The sequence below is a fragment of the Mycobacteroides sp. H001 genome, from assembly GCF_001440005.1.
Classification (GTDB): Bacteria; Actinomycetota; Actinomycetes; order Mycobacteriales; family Mycobacteriaceae; genus Mycobacterium; species Mycobacterium gwanakae.
On the sequence record NZ_LJYH01000021.1, the window covers coordinates 777,239 to 792,736 of the forward strand.

The 15,498-nt window shown below is 66.0% G+C and carries 16 protein-coding genes; 10 read left to right on the forward strand and 6 right to left on the reverse strand.

What is annotated here, in order from left to right; all coding sequences use genetic code 11:
• Nucleotides 1-64 precede the first annotated feature (64 nt).
• Genes AOT83_RS05840 through AOT83_RS05860 form a run of 5 tightly spaced genes read right to left on the reverse strand, consistent with a single transcriptional unit; the run spans nt 65 to nt 5,357 of the window.
• Nucleotides 65-763 carry a sirohydrochlorin chelatase gene (locus tag AOT83_RS05840; protein WP_057964947.1) on the reverse strand — a complete coding sequence of 233 codons (699 nt, stop codon included), beginning with the start codon at nt 761-763 and terminating at the stop codon, nt 65-67.
• Entirely contained in the window at nt 756-2,036 is a 1,281-nt protein-coding gene (locus AOT83_RS05845) for a GTP-binding protein (protein ID WP_057964946.1), read from the reverse strand. The genes AOT83_RS05840 and AOT83_RS05845 overlap by 8 nt, the downstream gene beginning before the upstream one ends.
• A 2-nt stretch (nt 2,037-2,038) precedes the next feature.
• On the reverse strand, nt 2,039-2,968 hold the full coding sequence (gene cysD, locus AOT83_RS05850) for a sulfate adenylyltransferase subunit CysD (protein WP_030095185.1): 930 nt from the start codon (nt 2,966-2,968) through the stop codon (nt 2,039-2,041).
• Nucleotides 2,965-3,678 (reverse strand): phosphoadenylyl-sulfate reductase, encoded by a 714-nt coding sequence (locus AOT83_RS05855; RefSeq protein WP_030095186.1) that lies wholly within the window; start codon nt 3,676-3,678, stop codon nt 2,965-2,967. The genes cysD and AOT83_RS05855 overlap by 4 nt, the downstream gene beginning before the upstream one ends.
• Nucleotides 3,675-5,357 (reverse strand): nitrite/sulfite reductase, encoded by a 1,683-nt coding sequence (locus AOT83_RS05860; RefSeq protein ID WP_030095187.1) that lies wholly within the window; start codon nt 5,355-5,357, stop codon nt 3,675-3,677. Before AOT83_RS05860 ends, AOT83_RS05855 begins: the two co-directional genes overlap by 4 nt.
• A 336-nt stretch (nt 5,358-5,693) precedes the next feature.
• Between AOT83_RS05860 and hemW the strand changes: the two genes are divergently transcribed.
• On the forward strand, nt 5,694-6,869 hold the full coding sequence (hemW, locus tag AOT83_RS05865) for a radical SAM family heme chaperone HemW (RefSeq protein WP_057964945.1): 1,176 nt from the start codon (nt 5,694-5,696) through the stop codon (nt 6,867-6,869).
• Nucleotides 6,870-6,875: 6 nt separating this feature from the next.
• Here hemW and AOT83_RS05870 read toward each other — a convergent pair whose 3' ends face one another.
• Nucleotides 6,876-7,184 (reverse strand): type II toxin-antitoxin system VapB family antitoxin, encoded by a 309-nt coding sequence (locus AOT83_RS05870; protein ID WP_030095189.1) that lies wholly within the window; start codon nt 7,182-7,184, stop codon nt 6,876-6,878.
• 124 nt (nt 7,185-7,308) lie between these two features.
• Between AOT83_RS05870 and hrcA the strand changes: the two genes are divergently transcribed.
• The 9 genes from hrcA to AOT83_RS05915 all read left to right on the forward strand — a co-directional run bounded on the left by hrcA (nt 7,309) and on the right by AOT83_RS05915 (nt 15,456).
• Complete coding sequence (gene hrcA / locus AOT83_RS05875) at nt 7,309-8,334, forward strand: heat-inducible transcriptional repressor HrcA (protein WP_030095190.1); 1,026 nt, start codon at nt 7,309-7,311, stop codon at nt 8,332-8,334.
• 34 nt (nt 8,335-8,368) lie between these two features.
• Nucleotides 8,369-9,514 carry a molecular chaperone DnaJ gene (dnaJ, locus tag AOT83_RS05880; RefSeq protein WP_030095191.1) on the forward strand — a complete coding sequence of 382 codons (1,146 nt, stop codon included), beginning with the start codon at nt 8,369-8,371 and terminating at the stop codon, nt 9,512-9,514.
• 3 nt (nt 9,515-9,517) lie between these two features.
• Entirely contained in the window at nt 9,518-10,291 is a 774-nt protein-coding gene (locus AOT83_RS05885; protein ID WP_057964944.1) for a 16S rRNA (uracil(1498)-N(3))-methyltransferase, read from the forward strand.
• A gap of 162 nt (nt 10,292-10,453) precedes the next feature.
• Entirely contained in the window at nt 10,454-11,419 is a 966-nt protein-coding gene (locus AOT83_RS05890; RefSeq protein WP_199340262.1) for a PhoH family protein, read from the forward strand.
• Entirely contained in the window at nt 11,416-11,928 is a 513-nt protein-coding gene (gene ybeY, locus AOT83_RS05895) for an rRNA maturation RNase YbeY (protein ID WP_005060346.1), read from the forward strand. Before AOT83_RS05890 ends, ybeY begins: the two co-directional genes overlap by 4 nt.
• Nucleotides 11,928-13,244 (forward strand): hemolysin family protein, encoded by a 1,317-nt coding sequence (locus tag AOT83_RS05900; protein WP_030095194.1) that lies wholly within the window; start codon nt 11,928-11,930, stop codon nt 13,242-13,244. Before ybeY ends, AOT83_RS05900 begins: the two co-directional genes overlap by 1 nt.
• Nucleotides 13,237-13,563, forward strand: a complete 327-nt coding sequence (locus tag AOT83_RS05905) for a cytidine deaminase (RefSeq protein ID WP_030095195.1) — start codon at nt 13,237-13,239, stop codon at nt 13,561-13,563. The genes AOT83_RS05900 and AOT83_RS05905 overlap by 8 nt, the downstream gene beginning before the upstream one ends.
• Entirely contained in the window at nt 13,560-14,474 is a 915-nt protein-coding gene (era, locus tag AOT83_RS05910) for a GTPase Era (protein WP_030095196.1), read from the forward strand. The genes AOT83_RS05905 and era overlap by 4 nt, the downstream gene beginning before the upstream one ends.
• Nucleotides 14,475-14,607: 133 nt before the next feature.
• Nucleotides 14,608-15,456 carry a DUF559 domain-containing protein gene (locus tag AOT83_RS05915; RefSeq protein WP_030095197.1) on the forward strand — a complete coding sequence of 283 codons (849 nt, stop codon included), beginning with the start codon at nt 14,608-14,610 and terminating at the stop codon, nt 15,454-15,456.
• Nucleotides 15,457-15,498: the final 42 nt, after the last annotated feature.

Here is a 15,498-nt window from a genome sequence, read left to right on the forward strand (position 1 = left end):
CGTCAGACATGCGCATATAACAATGCGTTCGTCGGGATGCGGCGCGGACGTGCTGTGGGTTTTGTCAGTGCGTTACCGGGACCGGCGCTGCGACTGCCGATGCGTACCGGTGCACCACGACCTCGGCGACCAGCCGGTTAGAGCCCAGCGGTGCCGCCACGTGGATACCCGCGTCTGCGGCCTCGGCGCGCACCCGGTCCAGCAGCAGACCTGAGGACAGGAACCAGGGTGCGACAACGATTTCCGTGGCACCACGGGAACGCAGCGAGTCCGCGGCGTCGGCAAGGGTGCTCGATTCGCCGGTGGCGAAAACTGTCGTTGAGATCTCCCACTGCATAGCGAGCGAGCGGGTGCGGTCGTTGGCTGTGGAGTCCGAGGATCCGACCGCGGACAGAATCACACCGGGATTGTCGATGCCGAGCTCGACCACCCGACGCCGGGCCAGGCGTAACAGCCGGTCATCTGCCCCGAGCACAGGTGCTTGGGTGACTCGCAATCCCGGGGGTGCCGAAGACAGCACGGTCGGCAAGTCGATCCGGGCGTGGTAGGCGTCGGACAGCAGCAGTGGCACCACCACCACCACGTCACCGCTCAGATCGCGCAGTACGTCTACCAGGTTCGGCTCGGAGAGCTCCAGAAACGCGAGCCGGACTTCCAGATCCGGCCGGAGCAACCGCACCTGCGCTACCAATCGGCGCGCATTCTCCGCGAACCGCGGGTCGCGGCTCCCGTGCGCGACGGCAAGGAGCGTCGGATTACGCACGATTCAGTTCGACGGCGCGCAGGGCGTCGCCGACCAGTCCCGCCGCCAGCGTGTTGCCACTCGACGGATCGATCAGCAGGAAGCTCCCCGCGGTCCGGTCATCGACGTACTCGTCGACGCTGATCGCTTCCGCGAGGCGAATGCTGATCTGACCGATGTCGTTGAGCTCCAAGGATTCCGGTGCGGGATCGGCAGACAGGTTCTGCTCGTCGAAGCGTTCCACCAGCTCGCCGACGATCGCGGGAACGGTGCGGGTGCCGTGCTTGAGCAGCAGGCGCGCCCCGGCCTTCAGCGGCTTGTCGGCCAGCCAGCACACGGTGCCTTCGATCTCAGAAACCGGTTCGGGCACGTCGGGCGCAGCGATCAGATCGCCACGTGAGGCATCCACATCATCGGCCAGGATCAGCGTCACGCTGCGTCCAGCCTCGGCGACCTCGAGCGGCCCATCGGCGGTGTCGATGCCCGCCACCGTGGTGCGCTGTCCGGCGGGGGAGATAACCACCTCGTCACCCACCCGCACCGCGCCGGCGGCGACCTGCCCGGCGTAACCACGGTAGTCGGGGTACTCGGCGGTACGCGGCCGGATCACATACTGGACCGGGAAGCGCAGACCGACGGTGCTCGACTCCTCATGTGCCGGAATCGATTCCAGATGCTCGATGAGGGTTGGCCCGCTGTAGAAGCCGGTGCGCTCGCTGCGGGTGGCGATGTTGTCACCATGCAGTGCCGAGACCGGGATCTCCACGACGTTCTCGGGCTTCCAGCCCAGCGAGCTGGTCAGCTCGTTGAACTCGGCGCTGATCGCTTCGAAGATGCGGGCGCTGTCGGCCACCAGGTCGATCTTGTTGACCGCCAACACCAGCCGTGGTACCCCCAACAGCGCCAGCACCGCCGCGTGACGGCGGGTCTGCTCGATGACACCCTTGCGGGCGTCGACGAGAAGGATCACCAGCTGTGCGGTCGACGCCCCCGACACCGTGTTTCGGGTGTACTGCACGTGCCCGGGGGTATCGGCAAGGATGAACGAACGCTTCGGGGTGGCGAAGTACCGATACGCCACGTCGATGGTGATGCCCTGCTCACGCTCGGCGCGCAGGCCGTCGACAAGCAGCGAGAGATCGGGGGCATCAAGCCCGCGTGACTCGGAAGCCTTTGTGACGGCATCGAATTGGTCTATAAGCACCGACTTTGTGTCATACAGCAGCCGACCCACCAGAGTGGACTTACCGTCGTCAACACTGCCGGCGGTGGCGATGCGCAGAAGATCGCTCATGATCAGAAGTAGCCCTCTCGCTTGCGGTCTTCCATGGCCGCCTCGGACACTCGGTCGTCGCCGCGGGTCGCGCCGCGTTCGGTGATCCGCGATGCGGCCACCTCGGCGAGCACGGCATGGACGTCGGCGGCATCGGAGAGCACCGCGCCGGTGGTCGAGCCGTCGCCCACGGTGCGGTAACGCACCGAAAGTGTTTGCAGCTCTTCGCCGTCGCGCGGTCCACCCCACGGGCCGGGAGTCAGCAGCATGCCGTCGCGGTTGAACACCTCGCGCTCATGGGCGTAGTAGAGGTCGGCCAGCTGTACGTTTTCGCGCGCGATGTAGCGCCACACGTCCAACTCGGTCCAGTTGCTGATCGGGAACACCCGCACGTGCTCACCCGGGGCATGCCGGCCGTTGTAGAGGCTCCACAGCTCGGGACGTTGCTTCTTGGGATCCCACTGGCCGAACGCATTACGCAGACTGAAGATGCGCTCCTTGGCGCGCGAGCGCTCCTCGTCGCGACGTCCACCACCGAGCACCGCGTCGAACTTGTTGTCGGTGATGGCCTCGAGCAGCGGGATGGTCTGCAGCGGATTGCGGATTCCGTCGGGCCGCTCGGTCAGGCGCCCGTCGGCCAGGTAGTCCTCGACTTTCGCGACGACGAGGCGCAGGTTGTGGCGTTCGACGATCTCGTCGCGGAAGTCCAGCACCTCGGGCAGGTTGTGGCCGGTGTCGACGTGCAGCAGCGCGAAGGGAAGCGGTGCGGGCCAGAAGGCCTTGAGCGCGGTGTGCAACAGCACCGTCGAATCCTTGCCGCCGGAGAACAGCAGCACCGGGCGCTCGAACTCGCCGGCCACCTCACGAATGATGTGAATCGACTCGGATTCGAGGTCGGTCAGTGTTTCCGTCTGATTCAACACAGACTCCATTTCGGTCTCCGTCGTCGTCATGAGGCGTGCAGCCCACATTCTGTCTTGGCCAGGCCCTGCCAGCGGCCGCTGCGCGCGTCGGCGCCCAGTGCCGGTTTGGCCGTGCACGGGGCACAGCCGATCGACGGATAGCCCTCGTCCACAAGCGGATTCACCAGGGTGCCGTGCTCGTCGATGTACTTCTGCATGTCCTCGTCGGTCCATGCGGCGATCGCGTTGATCTTCACCAGCCCGAACGCCTCGTCGAAGCTGATCAGCGGTGCGTTGGCGCGAGTCGGGGCATCGACGCGGCGCAACCCGGTCACCCACGCGGAGTACCCGGAGAGCGACTTGCGCAGCGGCACAACCTTACGGAGGCGGCAGCATTCGCCGGGGTTGCTCGCGAACAGGTCCTTGCCCACCAACTCGTTCTGCTGCGCCACCGTCTGCTCGGGAGCCACATTGACGATGTGGATGTCGTACACCGATTCCACGGCATCGCGCGTGCCGATCGTCTCGGCGAAGTGGTATCCGGTGTCCAGGAACAAGACGTCGACGCCCGGACGCACTTGTACGGCAAGGTCGATGAGTACTGCGTCCTGCATGTTGGAGGCCACGACGTACTCGCCGCCGAAGTTCTCGTCGGTCCAGCGCAGCAGTTCCTCGGCAGAGGCATCCTGCAGTTCGGCAGCGCCGCGCTCGGCCAGCTCGCGCAGCTGGTCGAGGTTCTTCTGGCCCTCCAGCACGCTCATCGCAGATCCGCCTCCTCGGCCCGAACCGCCCACTGCGCGAAGCGCTCTCCGTCGGTGCGCTGCTTGACGAAGTTGCGGACCACCCGGTCGATGTAATCGCCGAGTTCGGTGCTGGTGACCTTGTGCTGACGCAGCTTGCGGCCGAATCCGCTGTCCAGGCCGAGGCTTCCGCCCAGGTGCACCTGGAAGCCCTCGACACTGTTGCCCTCGCCGTCATCGACCATCTGGCCTTTGAAGCCGATGTCTGCGACCTGCGAACGCGCGCACGAGTTGGGGCAGCCGTTGATGTTTATGGTGACCGGAGTATCCAGCTGCGCGTTGAGATCGTCCAACCGCTTGTCCAGCTCGGGCACCAGATCCTGTGCGCGCTTGCGGGTTTCGGTGAAAGACAGCTTGCAGAACTCAATACCGGTGCAAGCCATCAGATTCTTGCGCCAGTGCGACGGACGCGATGGCAACCCGAGTGCGTCCAGCGCGGCGGTGAGTTCCGCCAGGTTCTCATCGGGGACGTCGAGGATGATCAGCTTCTGGTACGGCGTGAACCTGACCCGGTTGGATCCCGCCTTCTCGGCGATATCGGCGACCGCCGACAAGATGGTGCCGGACACCCGGCCCGCGATGGGGGAGACACCAACGGCGTTGAGCCCGTTCTTGAGTCGCTGCACGCCGACGTGGTCGATGGGCCGCGGCGGCTGCACCGGGGCAGGCCCGTCGATGAGTGGGCGCTTCAGGTATTCGGTCTCGAGAACCTCGCGGAACTTCTCGACGCCCCAGTCCTTGACCAGGAACTTCAACCGGGCCTTGGCGCGCAGACGGCGGTAGCCGTAGTCACGGAAGATGCTGACGACGCCCTCCCACACGTCGGGCACCTCATCCAGTGGCACCCACACCCCGAGGCGCTGCGCCAGCATCGGGTTGGTCGACAGGCCGCCGCCCACCCACAAGTCCAGGCCCGGGCCGTGCTCGGGGTGCACCACGCCGATGAAGGCGACGTCGTTGATCTCGTGCACCACATCCTGCAGGCCGGAAATGGCCGTCTTGAACTTGCGGGGAAGGTTCGCGTACTCCTTCTTCCCGATGTAGCGGCGCACGATCTCGTCGATGGCCGGCGTCGGATCGAGCACCTCGTCCAGGGATTCACCGGCCAGCGGCGAGCCCAGGATCACGCGGGGGCAGTCGCCGCAGGCCTGCGTGGTGTGCAGACCGACCTCGTCGAGACGGCGCCAGATCTCCGGCATGTCCTCGACCCGGATCCAGTGGTACTGCACGTTCTCGCGGTCCGACAGATCGGCGGTGTCCCGCGCGTACGTCGTGGACAGATCACCCAGGGTGCGAAGCGCCTGAGTCGTCAGTGCGCCGCCGTCCGAACGCACCCGCAGCATGAAGTGATCGTCTTCGAGCATGTCGGTGTTCTCGTCACCGGTCCAGGAGCCGTCGAAACCCGGCTTGCGCTGGGTATACAGACCCCACCAGCGGAATCGGCCACGCAGGTCGGTCTTGTCGATGCTCTCGAAGCCCTTGTGGGCGTAGATGGTTTCGATGCGCTCCCGCACGTTCAGCGGGTGATCGTCCTTCTTGGCTTGCTCATTGGGGTTCAGCGGCTCGTGTTCTCCGAGTGCCCACTGGCCCTCGCTGCGCTGTGGCTTCGGGCGAGCGGGCCGGGTCTCGCTGGTGGTCATGGTGCTCCTCAGAAAGGCAGGCACAGTCGTGGGCGACACACCGGGGGCTGACCGGAGGCGCAAATCCTCACGACCGTTTGGGTGGCAGACGGGTAGGACTACGTCACTAAGGGAGACAACACGCGCTACAGACACGCTTCAGGTCGATGTGTCGCCGCGCGACAAGAGGGACCTGATGTGTGCTCACCCGGCCAATTGTGCCATGAGAAACTGACACCCCACACGACCGGGTCGTAATTCCGCTCATTGTGAGCAAAACCTCTATTGGGCTTGGGGGATTCCCGCTATTGACCGCGCAGATTTTTTCTGCCGTCGACCCTGGCACACACTGGACCGGTGAGACCCGAAACGATTGCCACCCTGCCGCCCCTGGTGCCGGCGCCGGGGCGCCCGTTGGGGATCTATGTGCATGTTCCGTTCTGCGCCACACGCTGCGGATACTGCGATTTCAACACCTACACCGCCGACGAACTCGGTGACGGCACCTCGCCCGCGGGCTGGCTTGAGGCGCTGCGTGCCGAGCTGGACCTGGCCGCGCGGACCCTGGACGGAAAACCACCGGTGGAAACCGTGTTCGTCGGGGGCGGGACGCCTTCGCTGTTGGGTGGTTCCGGGCTCGCCGAGGTGCTCGACGCCATCGGGGCCCACTTCACGTTGGTGCCGGGTGCCGAGGTCACTACCGAGGCCAACCCCGAATCGACTTCGCCGGCGTTCTTCGAGACGATTCGCTCCGCCGGATACACCCGGGTCTCGTTGGGCATGCAGTCCGCGGCCCCGCACGTGCTGGCGACGCTGGATCGCGTGCATGCGCCCGGCCGGGCGGTGGCGGCGGCGCGGGAGGCACGCGCGGCCGGTCTTGAGCACGTCAATCTCGACCTCATCTATGGCACTCCGGGCGAAACCGACGATGACTTGCGCCGGTCCATCGATGCGGTGCTCGACGCCGGGGTCGACCACGTGTCGGCGTATGCGCTGGTCGTCGAGGAGGGCACCGCGCTGGCGCGGCGTGTGCGGCGCGGCGAGCTGCCCAATCCCGATGAGGACGCCCTGGCCGATCGGTATCAGCTGCTGGACACCGCGCTGTCGCAGGCCGGGCTGAGTTGGTACGAGGTGTCCAACTGGGCACGCCCCGGCGGGCAGTGCCGTCATAACCTCGGATACTGGGCCGGCGGCGACTGGTGGGGTGCCGGGCCGGGTGCGCACGGACACGTCAACGGGGTGCGGTGGTGGAACGTCAAGCACCCCAACACCTATGCCAAGCAATTGGGGGCAGGGCAGCTCCCCGTCGGCGGGCACGAGATCCTCAGCCCGGCCGAACGGCATACCGAGGATGTGCTGCTGGCAGTCCGGCTGAACACGGGAATCGCCTTGGCAGACTTGACTGTTGAGGAACGTGGCCGCGTGCCTGCCGTGGTGTCCGGGGGACTGGCGCGGCTCGTGGATGATCGGCTGGTGCTCACCGATCAGGGGCGCCTGCTGGCCGACGGCGTGGTGCGCACCATCCTGGACTAGCGCCGGCTAAACGGAGCGCAGCTGGTCCATATCGAAAACCCTGGCGTGCAACACGACCCGATTACGCAGCGCGGCGCGCACCGCGCGATGCAGCCCGTCCTCCAGATAGGTGACGCCCTGCCATTTCACCGCGTGCGGAAACAGGTCTCCATAGAACGTGGAGTCCTCACTGAGCAGCCGGTCCAAGGCGAGCACCGTGGTGGTGGTGACGAGTTCATCGAGTCGGATCTGCCGGGGCGGGATGCGTGACCAATCTCTGGTCGATAGCCCGTGTTCTGGATAGGGCTTCCCCTCGCGGACACCTTTGAAGATCACCGCAAACCACTCCGTAATGATCCCGCCATAACACCTGAGGTTAGCGTGGACGGCCGTGGTGGAGGGTTGGGGCAGCCTGGCCCCGTAAAATGGGAGGCAAATCGCTGCTCCGAGGGAGGTGACCATGGCCAGTGCCGATGACAGACGCTTCGAGGTGCTGCGCGCCATCGTCGCCGACTACGTCACCACCAAAGAGCCGATCGGCTCCAAGGCCCTGGTCGACAGGCACGGACTAGGGGTTTCCAGCGCCACCGTCCGCAACGACATGGCGGTACTGGAGGCAGAGGGCTACATCGCGCAACCGCACACCAGTTCAGGACGCATTCCGACCGAAAAGGGCTACCGCGAATTCGTCAACCGGCTCGAGGACGTCAAACCGCTCTCGGGTGCCGAACGCAAGGCCATCCTGAACTTCCTGGAAGGCGGCGTCGACCTCGATGACGTGTTGCGCCGCGCGGTGCGGCTGCTGGCACAGATGACTCGTCAGGTTGCCGTGGTGCAGTACCCGACGCTGTCCTCGTCGAGCGTGCGTCATCTGGAAGTGGTGCTGCTGACCCCGGCCCGGCTGTTGTTGGTGGTCATCACCGACACCGGGCGCGTTGATCAGCGGATTGTCGAGCTGGGCGACGTGATCAACGACGAGCAGCTGGGCCGCCTCCGGGTGCTGCTGGGCGCGGCCCTGGACGGCAAGAAGTTGTCGGCGGCCTCGGTGGCCGTCGCCGAGCTGGCCGAACAGTCCGACGATGACCTGCGCAATCCCCTGACGCGTGCGGCGACGGTGCTGGTTGAAACGCTCGTCGAGCATCACGAGGAACGCCTGCTGCTCGGCGGCACCGCCAATCTGACCCGCAACGCGGGCGATTTCGGCGGTCAGCTGCGCACCGTGTTGGAGGCGCTCGAGGAGCAGGTGGTGGTGCTGCGCTTGCTCGCCGCACAGCAGGAGGCGGGCCGGGTCACCGTGCACATCGGTCACGAAACCGCTGCTGAGCAGATGATCGGGACCTCCGTCGTCTCCACCCCGTATGGTGCGGGCGGAGCGGTGTTCGGCGGTATGGGTGTGCTGGGGCCCACACGGATGGACTACCCGGGAACCATCGCGAACGTCGCGGCGGTTGCCATGTATATCGGCGAAGTGTTAGCCAATCGCTAGCAGTATGTGAACTAGACAGGACGTAACAGGCACAGTGGCGCGTGATTACTTCAGCATTCTTGGGGTCAGCAAGGGTGCCAGCGACAGCGAACTCAAGCGGGCGTACCGCAAGCTCGCCCGCGAGCTGCACCCCGACATCAACCCCGATGAGCAGGCACAGGCGCGGTTCAAGGAGGTCAGCGTCGCCTACGAGGTGCTGACCGATCCGGAGAAGCGGCGCATCGTCGACCTCGGTGGTGACCCGCTGGAGAACGGCGGCGGTGGCAACGGGTTCGGCGGTTTCGGTTCGGGCTTCGGTGGCCTGGGCGACGTCTTCGAGGCATTTTTCGGTGGTTCGGCCGGCGGATCACGCGGTCCGCGCGGACGGGTGCAGCCCGGGTCCGATTCGCTGCTGCGGATGCGCCTGGAACTCGTGGAATGCGCGACAGGCGTCAGCAAGCAGGTGACGGTCGACACCGCGATTCTGTGCGACGGATGCGCGGGCAAGGGCACCCACGGCGACTCGGCACCGAGCGCCTGCGAGACCTGTGGTGGCCGTGGCGAGGTGCAGACGGTGCAGCGGTCCCTGCTTGGCCAGGTGTTGACCTCGCGCCCCTGTCCGACTTGCCAGGGGGCCGGAGAGGTCATCACCGATCCGTGCCACAAGTGCGGTGGCGACGGCCGGGTGCGCGCGCGTCGCGAGATCACGGTCAAGATCCCGGCCGGTGTGGGCGACGGCATGCGGGTGCGGCTGGCCGCGCAGGGTGAGGTCGGCCCCGGCGGCGGGCCTGCTGGTGACCTGTACGTCGAGGTGCATGAGAAGCCCCATGACGTGTTCATTCGTGACGGGGACGACCTGCACTTCACGGTCCGCGTCCCGATGGTGGAGGCGGCGCTGGGTACCAGTGTGTCCGTCGACGCCATTCTCGACGGCGACACCACCATCAAGGTCGAGCCGGGCTCGCAGCCCGGATCGGTGGTGACGCTGCGCGGTAAGGGCATGCCTCATCTGCGCACCGGTGTGCGCGGCAATCTGCACGCCCACCTGGATGTGGTGGTGCCGACCCGGCTGGACTCCAAGGAGCGTGAGCTCTTGAAGGACTTCCGGACCCGCCACAAGGACGGCGCCGAGGTCGTGTGGGCCGAATCCGCATCCGGCGGGGTGTTCTCGCGGCTGCGCGAGGCGTTCACGGGCCGGTAATCGATGGCGGCAGCCACGATCTTCTACGTTGACCACGTCCCCGCCGCTGGTGAACGGGTAATCCTCGACGGCGATGAGGGACATCACGCGACGCGGGTGCTGCGCATGCGGGTCGGTGAGCCGGTCATGGTCTGCGATGGCGCGGGCGAGGTCGGTGACGGCGTGGTCGCCTCCGTTGAGCGCGCCACCCTGTCGATTGAGGTGACCGGGCGCTGGGCCGTGGTCGCGGCGACACCCAAAGTGACTGTGGTGCAGGCGCTTCCCAAATCCGATCGCTCCGATCTTGCCGTCGATCTGGCGGTGGAGGCGGGTGCCGACGAGATCGTCCCGTGGCAGGCACAGCGCTGTGTGTCGCGCTGGGACGCAAAGGCGGCGAAGGGGCAGCAGCGTTGGGAGGCGGTGGCCCGGGCGGCGTCACGCCAGTCCCGTCGGGCCTTCGTGCCGACGGTGTCGGAACTGCACTCGACGGCGCAGCTGGCCGAGCTGGTCCGGGCGCGGATCGCCGACGGTGCCGTGGTGCTGGTGCTGCATGAATCGGCGGATTCCGGGCTCAGTGCGCTGGGTGAGCGGCTGTCCACGTCGTCGTCGGTGGTCTTGATCGTGGGTCCCGAGGGCGGTGTCGCCGACGAGGAACTGGGGGTTTTGACCGATGCGGGCGCGGCTGCGGTGCGCCTGGGGCCGACGGTGTTGCGCACGTCCAGTGCCGCGGCCGTCGCGCTGGGCGCCCTCGGGGTGCTCACGGATCGGTGGGCGGCAGGTCCGCTTACGCACCGTTGAGCGCTAATCGCGTGGAGGCTGACGGTTGCCGGCGGTAAACTCGAGGCAACTCCACAACCCAAGAAAGCAGGCGACCGTAACCACGTGACGAGCCGAGAACAAGGTGCCGCTGCGCCGGCTTCGGAAGCACGCAGCAGCGTCGAGATTCCGAATGACCTCATCATGGGCCTGCTGGGTTCAGCCGATGAAAACCTGCGAGAGCTTGAGGACGTCCTTGCCGCCGATGTCCACGCCCGCGGAAACACCATCACCTTCACGGGCGAGCCTGCCGATATCGCGCTTGCCGAGCGGGTGATTTCCGAGCTGATCGTGATCGCCCGGCGGGGTCAGCAGCTCACGCCGTCGACCGTGCGGCACACCGTGGGGATGCTGACCGGCGATGGGGACGAGTCTCCCGCCGAGGTGCTGAGCCTGGACATCCTGTCGCGGCGCGGCAAGACGATCCGGCCAAAGACGTTGAACCAGAAGCGTTATGTGGACGCGATCGACGCCAACACGATCGTCTTCGGCATAGGCCCGGCCGGTACCGGTAAGACGTACCTGGCAATGGCGAAGGCGGTCAACGCCTTACAGAGCAAGCAGGTCACCCGCATCATCCTGACGCGGCCGGCCGTGGAGGCGGGCGAGCGGCTGGGGTTCCTGCCCGGCACACTGAGCGAGAAGATCGACCCGTACCTGCGGCCCCTGTACGACGCGCTGCACGACATGATGGATCCCGAGCTGATTCCCAAGCTGATGGATGCGGGGGTCATCGAGGTCGCGCCGCTGGCCTACATGCGCGGCCGGACCATCAACGACGCGTTCATCATTCTCGACGAGGCGCAGAACACCACCGCCGAGCAGATGAAGATGTTTCTCACCCGGCTGGGCTTCGGCTCCAAGATCGTGGTGACCGGTGACATCACTCAGGTCGATCTGCCGGGCAACGCCCGTTCCGGGCTGCGCGCGGCCATGGACATCCTCGACAACATCGAGGGAATTCATTTCTCGGAGTTGACCAGTGCCGATGTGGTGCGCCACCGGTTGGTCTCGGAGATCGTGGATGCCTACGCGCGGTTTGAGGACTCGGACTTGACGGGCAATCGCGCGCAGCGGCGCGCATCGGGGAACCGGAGCAGGCACCGATGAGCATTGAGGTCGTCAACGAGTCGGGTATCGACGTCGCCGAGGGCGAGTTGGTCAGCGTCGCACGGTTCGCCATCGCGGCAATGGATGTCCATCCGGCCGCTGAACTTTCGATGATGCTCGTCGATCTGGCGGCGATGGCCGACCTGCACATGCGGTGGATGGACCTGCCCGGCCCCACCGACGTGATGTCCTTCCCGATGGACGAACTGGAGCCCGGTGGACGTCCCGACGCGCCCGAGCCGGGTCCGTCGATGCTGGGCGATATCGTGCTGTGCCCCCAGTTCGCGGCCGAACAGGCTGAGGCGGCGGGACATTCGTTGGCGCACGAGCTGGCGCTGCTGACGGTGCACGGTGTGCTGCACCTGCTCGGCTACGACCATGCCGAGCCCGAGGAAGAGCGCGAGATGTTCGCGCTGCAGAACCAGCTGCTGCAGGATTGGTACGAGCAGCAGGCCCAGCTGTACCGAGATAGCCGTCTGCTCGACAAGTCGCGCAACTTCGACGAGTGATGTCTGGCATAGGGCTGCTGCTGGCGGCGATCGTGCTCGTCGGCCTGGGCGGGGCGTTCGCGGCCATCGACGCGGCCATCAATACGGTGTCCTCGGCGCGTGTCGACGAGCTGGTCCGTGAGGAACGGCCTGGCGCGGTGCGGCTTTCGGCGGTGATCCGGGAGCGTCCACGCTATGTGAACCTGGTGGTGTTGCTGCGCACCACCTGCGAGATCTTGTCGACGGTGTTCCTGGTCGGCTATCTCACCGCGCGGATGAGCCTTGGTGCGGCGTTGATGATTTCGGCGATTGTCATGGTGGTGACGAGTTTTGTGGCCATCGGGGTGGGGCCGCGCACGTTGGGGCGTCAGCATGCGTACTCGATCGCGCTGGGCGCCGCCGTCCCCCTGCAGGTGATTTCGGTGCTGCTGGGCCCGATTTCGCGGTTGCTGATTGTGCTCGGCAACGCGGTGACGCCCGGACGCGGTTTCCGCAACGGACCGTTCTCCTCCGAGATCGAGCTGCGCGAGGTGGTCGACATGGCGCAGCAGCGCGGCGTGGTGGCCGATGACGAACGCCGGATGATCCAGTCGGTGTTCGAGCTGGGCGATACGCCCGCCCGCGAGGTGATGGTGCCGCGCACCGAGATGGTGTGGATCGAATCCGACAAGACGGCTGGTCAAGCGACTTCTCTGGCGGTGCGCAGCGGGCATTCCCGCATTCCGGTGGTTGGGGAGAACGTGGACGACGTCGTCGGCGTGGTCTTCCTCAAAGATCTTGTCCAGCAGACGTACTACTCGGTGAACGGCGGGCGCGATGTCACCGTGGCGCAGGTGATGAGGCCTGCGGTGTTCATCCCGGACTCCAAGCCGCTGGATGCACTGCTGCGTGAGATGCAGCAGCACCGCAAGCACATGGCGCTGCTGGTCGACGAGTACGGGGCGATCGCCGGGCTGGTGACCATCGAGGACGTGCTGGAGGAGATCGTCGGGGAGATCGCCGACGAGTATGACCATGACGAGGTCGCCCCGGTGGAAGATCTGGACGACAAGGTGTTTCGTGTCTCCGCCAGACTGCCGATCGAGGACTTGGGGGAGCTGTACGACATCGAGTTCGACGAGGACCTGGACGTCGAGACGGTCGGCGGACTGCTGGCGCTCGAGCTGGGACGCGTTCCACTGCCGGGGTCAACGGCTGCCTCGCACGGACTTTTGTTACAGGCCGAGGGCGGTCCGGACACGCGCGGCCGGGTGCGCATCGGGACAATCCTGGTGCAACCCGACCCCGACAGCGGCACTGCGGCAGACGACGAGAAAACGGAGGAAAAAGATGACTGAGTTGGATGCAGAAGACAACAAGCTCGTCGTGCTGGCCCGTGGCGCGATGGGGCGTGCCGAAGCGAAGTCGGGAGCGGCGGTGCGTGACGGCGACGGCCGTACCTACGCCGGTGCGCCGGTGTCGCTTTCGGCGTTGTCGTTGACGGCGTTGCAGGCGGCGGTGGCGGCGGCGGTGTCCAGTGGGGCCTCGGTCATCGAGGCGGCGGTGCTGGTTGGCGGTTCACACGAGGATCCGGGCCTGGCTGCGGTGCGTGAGCTTTCGCCGTCGGCGACGGTCATCGTCACCGATCGCACCGGCGTACCTGCGGGGCAGCTGTGACCTCGCCGGAATTCCGTTCGGGTTTCGTCTGTTTCGTCGGCCGGCCCAATACCGGTAAGTCGACGTTGACCAATGCGCTGGTCGGCCAGAAGGTGGCCATCACGTCGAACCGGCCGCAGACCACCCGGCACACCATCCGCGGCATCGTGCACCGCGAGAACTTCCAGATCGTGCTCGTCGACACTCCCGGGCTGCATCGACCGCGCACGCTGCTCGGGCAACGGCTCAACGACCTTGTGCGCGATACGTATTCCGAGGTTGATGTGATCGGCCTGTGTATCCCGGCCGATGAGGGCATCGGGCCGGGGGACAAGTGGATCTACGAGCAGATCAAGCTTGTCGCACCGCGCACCACGCTGATCGCGATCGTCACCAAGATCGACAAGGTGAGCAAGGAGCGGGTGGCCGAGCAGCTGCTGTCGGTGTCGCAGCTCGTCGGGCCGGACGTCGACATCGTGCCGGTGTCCGCCGTCTCGGGCGCCCAAGTCGAGGTGCTGACAGAGGTTTTGGCGTCCAAGCTGCAGCCAGGGCCCGCGTTCTACCCCGACGGTGAACTGACCGATGAGCCCGAAGAGGTGCTCATGGCCGAGCTGATCCGCGAGGCGGCGCTCGAAGGTGTGCGCGATGAGCTGCCGCACTCGCTGGCAGTGGTGATCGACGAGGTGAACGAACGTGAGGGGCGGCCCGAGGGTTCGGAGCTGATCGACGTGCATGCGATTCTCTACGTCGAGCGGGACAGCCAAAAGGGCATCGTCATCGGTAAGGGCGGCACGCGGCTGCGTGAAGTCGGGACCAACGCGCGCAAGCAGATCGAAAAGCTGCTCGGCACCAAGGTTTTCCTGGATCTGCGGGTCAAGGTCGCCAAGAACTGGCAGCGCGACCCCAAGCAGCTCGGCAAGCTCGGCTTCTAGCGGCGGGGTCCTTTCCGCGCCCGCCCGTTTTGCGCTCTGCGCCGAGACCGAGGTTATGGCGGTTTCGTCTCGCACAAATTCACCACAACCTCGGTCTCGCGTACCTGTCAGAGGTGCATGGCATGGTCGCGACATGGGGAACCTGGTCACGGGGAGTACGGCCATTGCGTCTGGCCTGCTGACACGTCACGAGCTGCGCACCGGCTATCGACGCATTTATCGCAATGTCTATCTGCCCATCGGGGTGGAGCTCACCGCGACTATCCGTGCTGAGGCTGCCTTCTTGTGGTCCGACGGGAGCGCGGTGGTGTGTGGTGCCTCAGCTGCCGCCGTGCATGGCAATCCGTGGATATCGGCCGACCGTCCGGCCGAGCTGATTCGCGAATGGCGCAGTGCGCCCACGGGGATCATCGTGCATGCGGACACGCTGTGCTCCGGCGAGTCGAGGGTGCTCGGCGGGGTCCAGGTCACGACACACGCCAGGACGGTGTTCGATATCGGGCGCCGGGTGCACACCTCGCGTGCTGTCGAGTTGATCGACGTGCTTCTCCGTAACTGCTCGATGAGCGAGGTACGTGAGGTCGCTTCGCGGCATAGGGGCGCGCGGGGAATCCGGCGACTGATGAATGTGCTGTCGCTGGCAGACCCTGGCGCCGAATCTGTTCAGGAGACACGCTTGCGGATGTGCCTTGTCGGTGCGGGGTTACCGCGTCCGGAAACCCAGATCGAGCTGTGTGGTCCTGACGGGCGGACCATTCGTCTCGACATGGGCTGGCGGGAACAACGGGTGGCTGCCGAGTTCGACGGTGCGCAGCACTGGGGCGATTCTGTGCAGCATCGCCGCGATATCGAACGGCAAGAGACGATCGCTGCGATGGGCTGGCGGTTGGTGCGCGTTAGTCGGGACCAGCTCATCAATCAACCGTTGGCGGTCGTCCACCGAGTTCGCGCAGCCCTGAGCGCTGCGTCAAGAGCGGCCTAGCCGCCGAGACCGAGGTTTTGGCGAATTTGTGCGAGACGAAAC

Excerpts from the sequence above, each read along its gene's own strand:
- AOT83_RS05845 (WP_057964946.1), bottom strand. The coding sequence starts at position 2,036 with ATGAGCGATCTTCTGCGCATCGCCACCGCCGGCAGTGTTGACGACGGT.
- cysD (WP_030095185.1), bottom strand. The coding sequence starts at position 2,968 with ATGACGACGACGGAGACCGAAATGGAGTCTGTGTTGAATCAGACGGAA.
- AOT83_RS05855 (WP_030095186.1), bottom strand. The coding sequence starts at position 3,678 with ATGAGCGTGCTGGAGGGCCAGAAGAACCTCGACCAGCTGCGCGAGCTG.
- AOT83_RS05860 (WP_030095187.1), bottom strand. The coding sequence starts at position 5,357 with ATGACCACCAGCGAGACCCGGCCCGCTCGCCCGAAGCCACAGCGCAGC.
- hrcA (WP_030095190.1), top strand. The coding sequence starts at position 7,309 with ATGGCCAGTGCCGATGACAGACGCTTCGAGGTGCTGCGCGCCATCGTC.
- AOT83_RS05885 (WP_057964944.1), top strand. The coding sequence starts at position 9,518 with ATGGCGGCAGCCACGATCTTCTACGTTGACCACGTCCCCGCCGCTGGT.
- AOT83_RS05890 (WP_199340262.1), top strand. The coding sequence starts at position 10,454 with ATGGGCCTGCTGGGTTCAGCCGATGAAAACCTGCGAGAGCTTGAGGAC.
- ybeY (WP_005060346.1), top strand. The coding sequence starts at position 11,416 with ATGAGCATTGAGGTCGTCAACGAGTCGGGTATCGACGTCGCCGAGGGC.
- AOT83_RS05900 (WP_030095194.1), top strand. The coding sequence starts at position 11,928 with ATGTCTGGCATAGGGCTGCTGCTGGCGGCGATCGTGCTCGTCGGCCTG.
- AOT83_RS05905 (WP_030095195.1), top strand. The coding sequence starts at position 13,237 with ATGACTGAGTTGGATGCAGAAGACAACAAGCTCGTCGTGCTGGCCCGT.
- AOT83_RS05915 (WP_030095197.1), top strand. The coding sequence starts at position 14,608 with ATGGGGAACCTGGTCACGGGGAGTACGGCCATTGCGTCTGGCCTGCTG.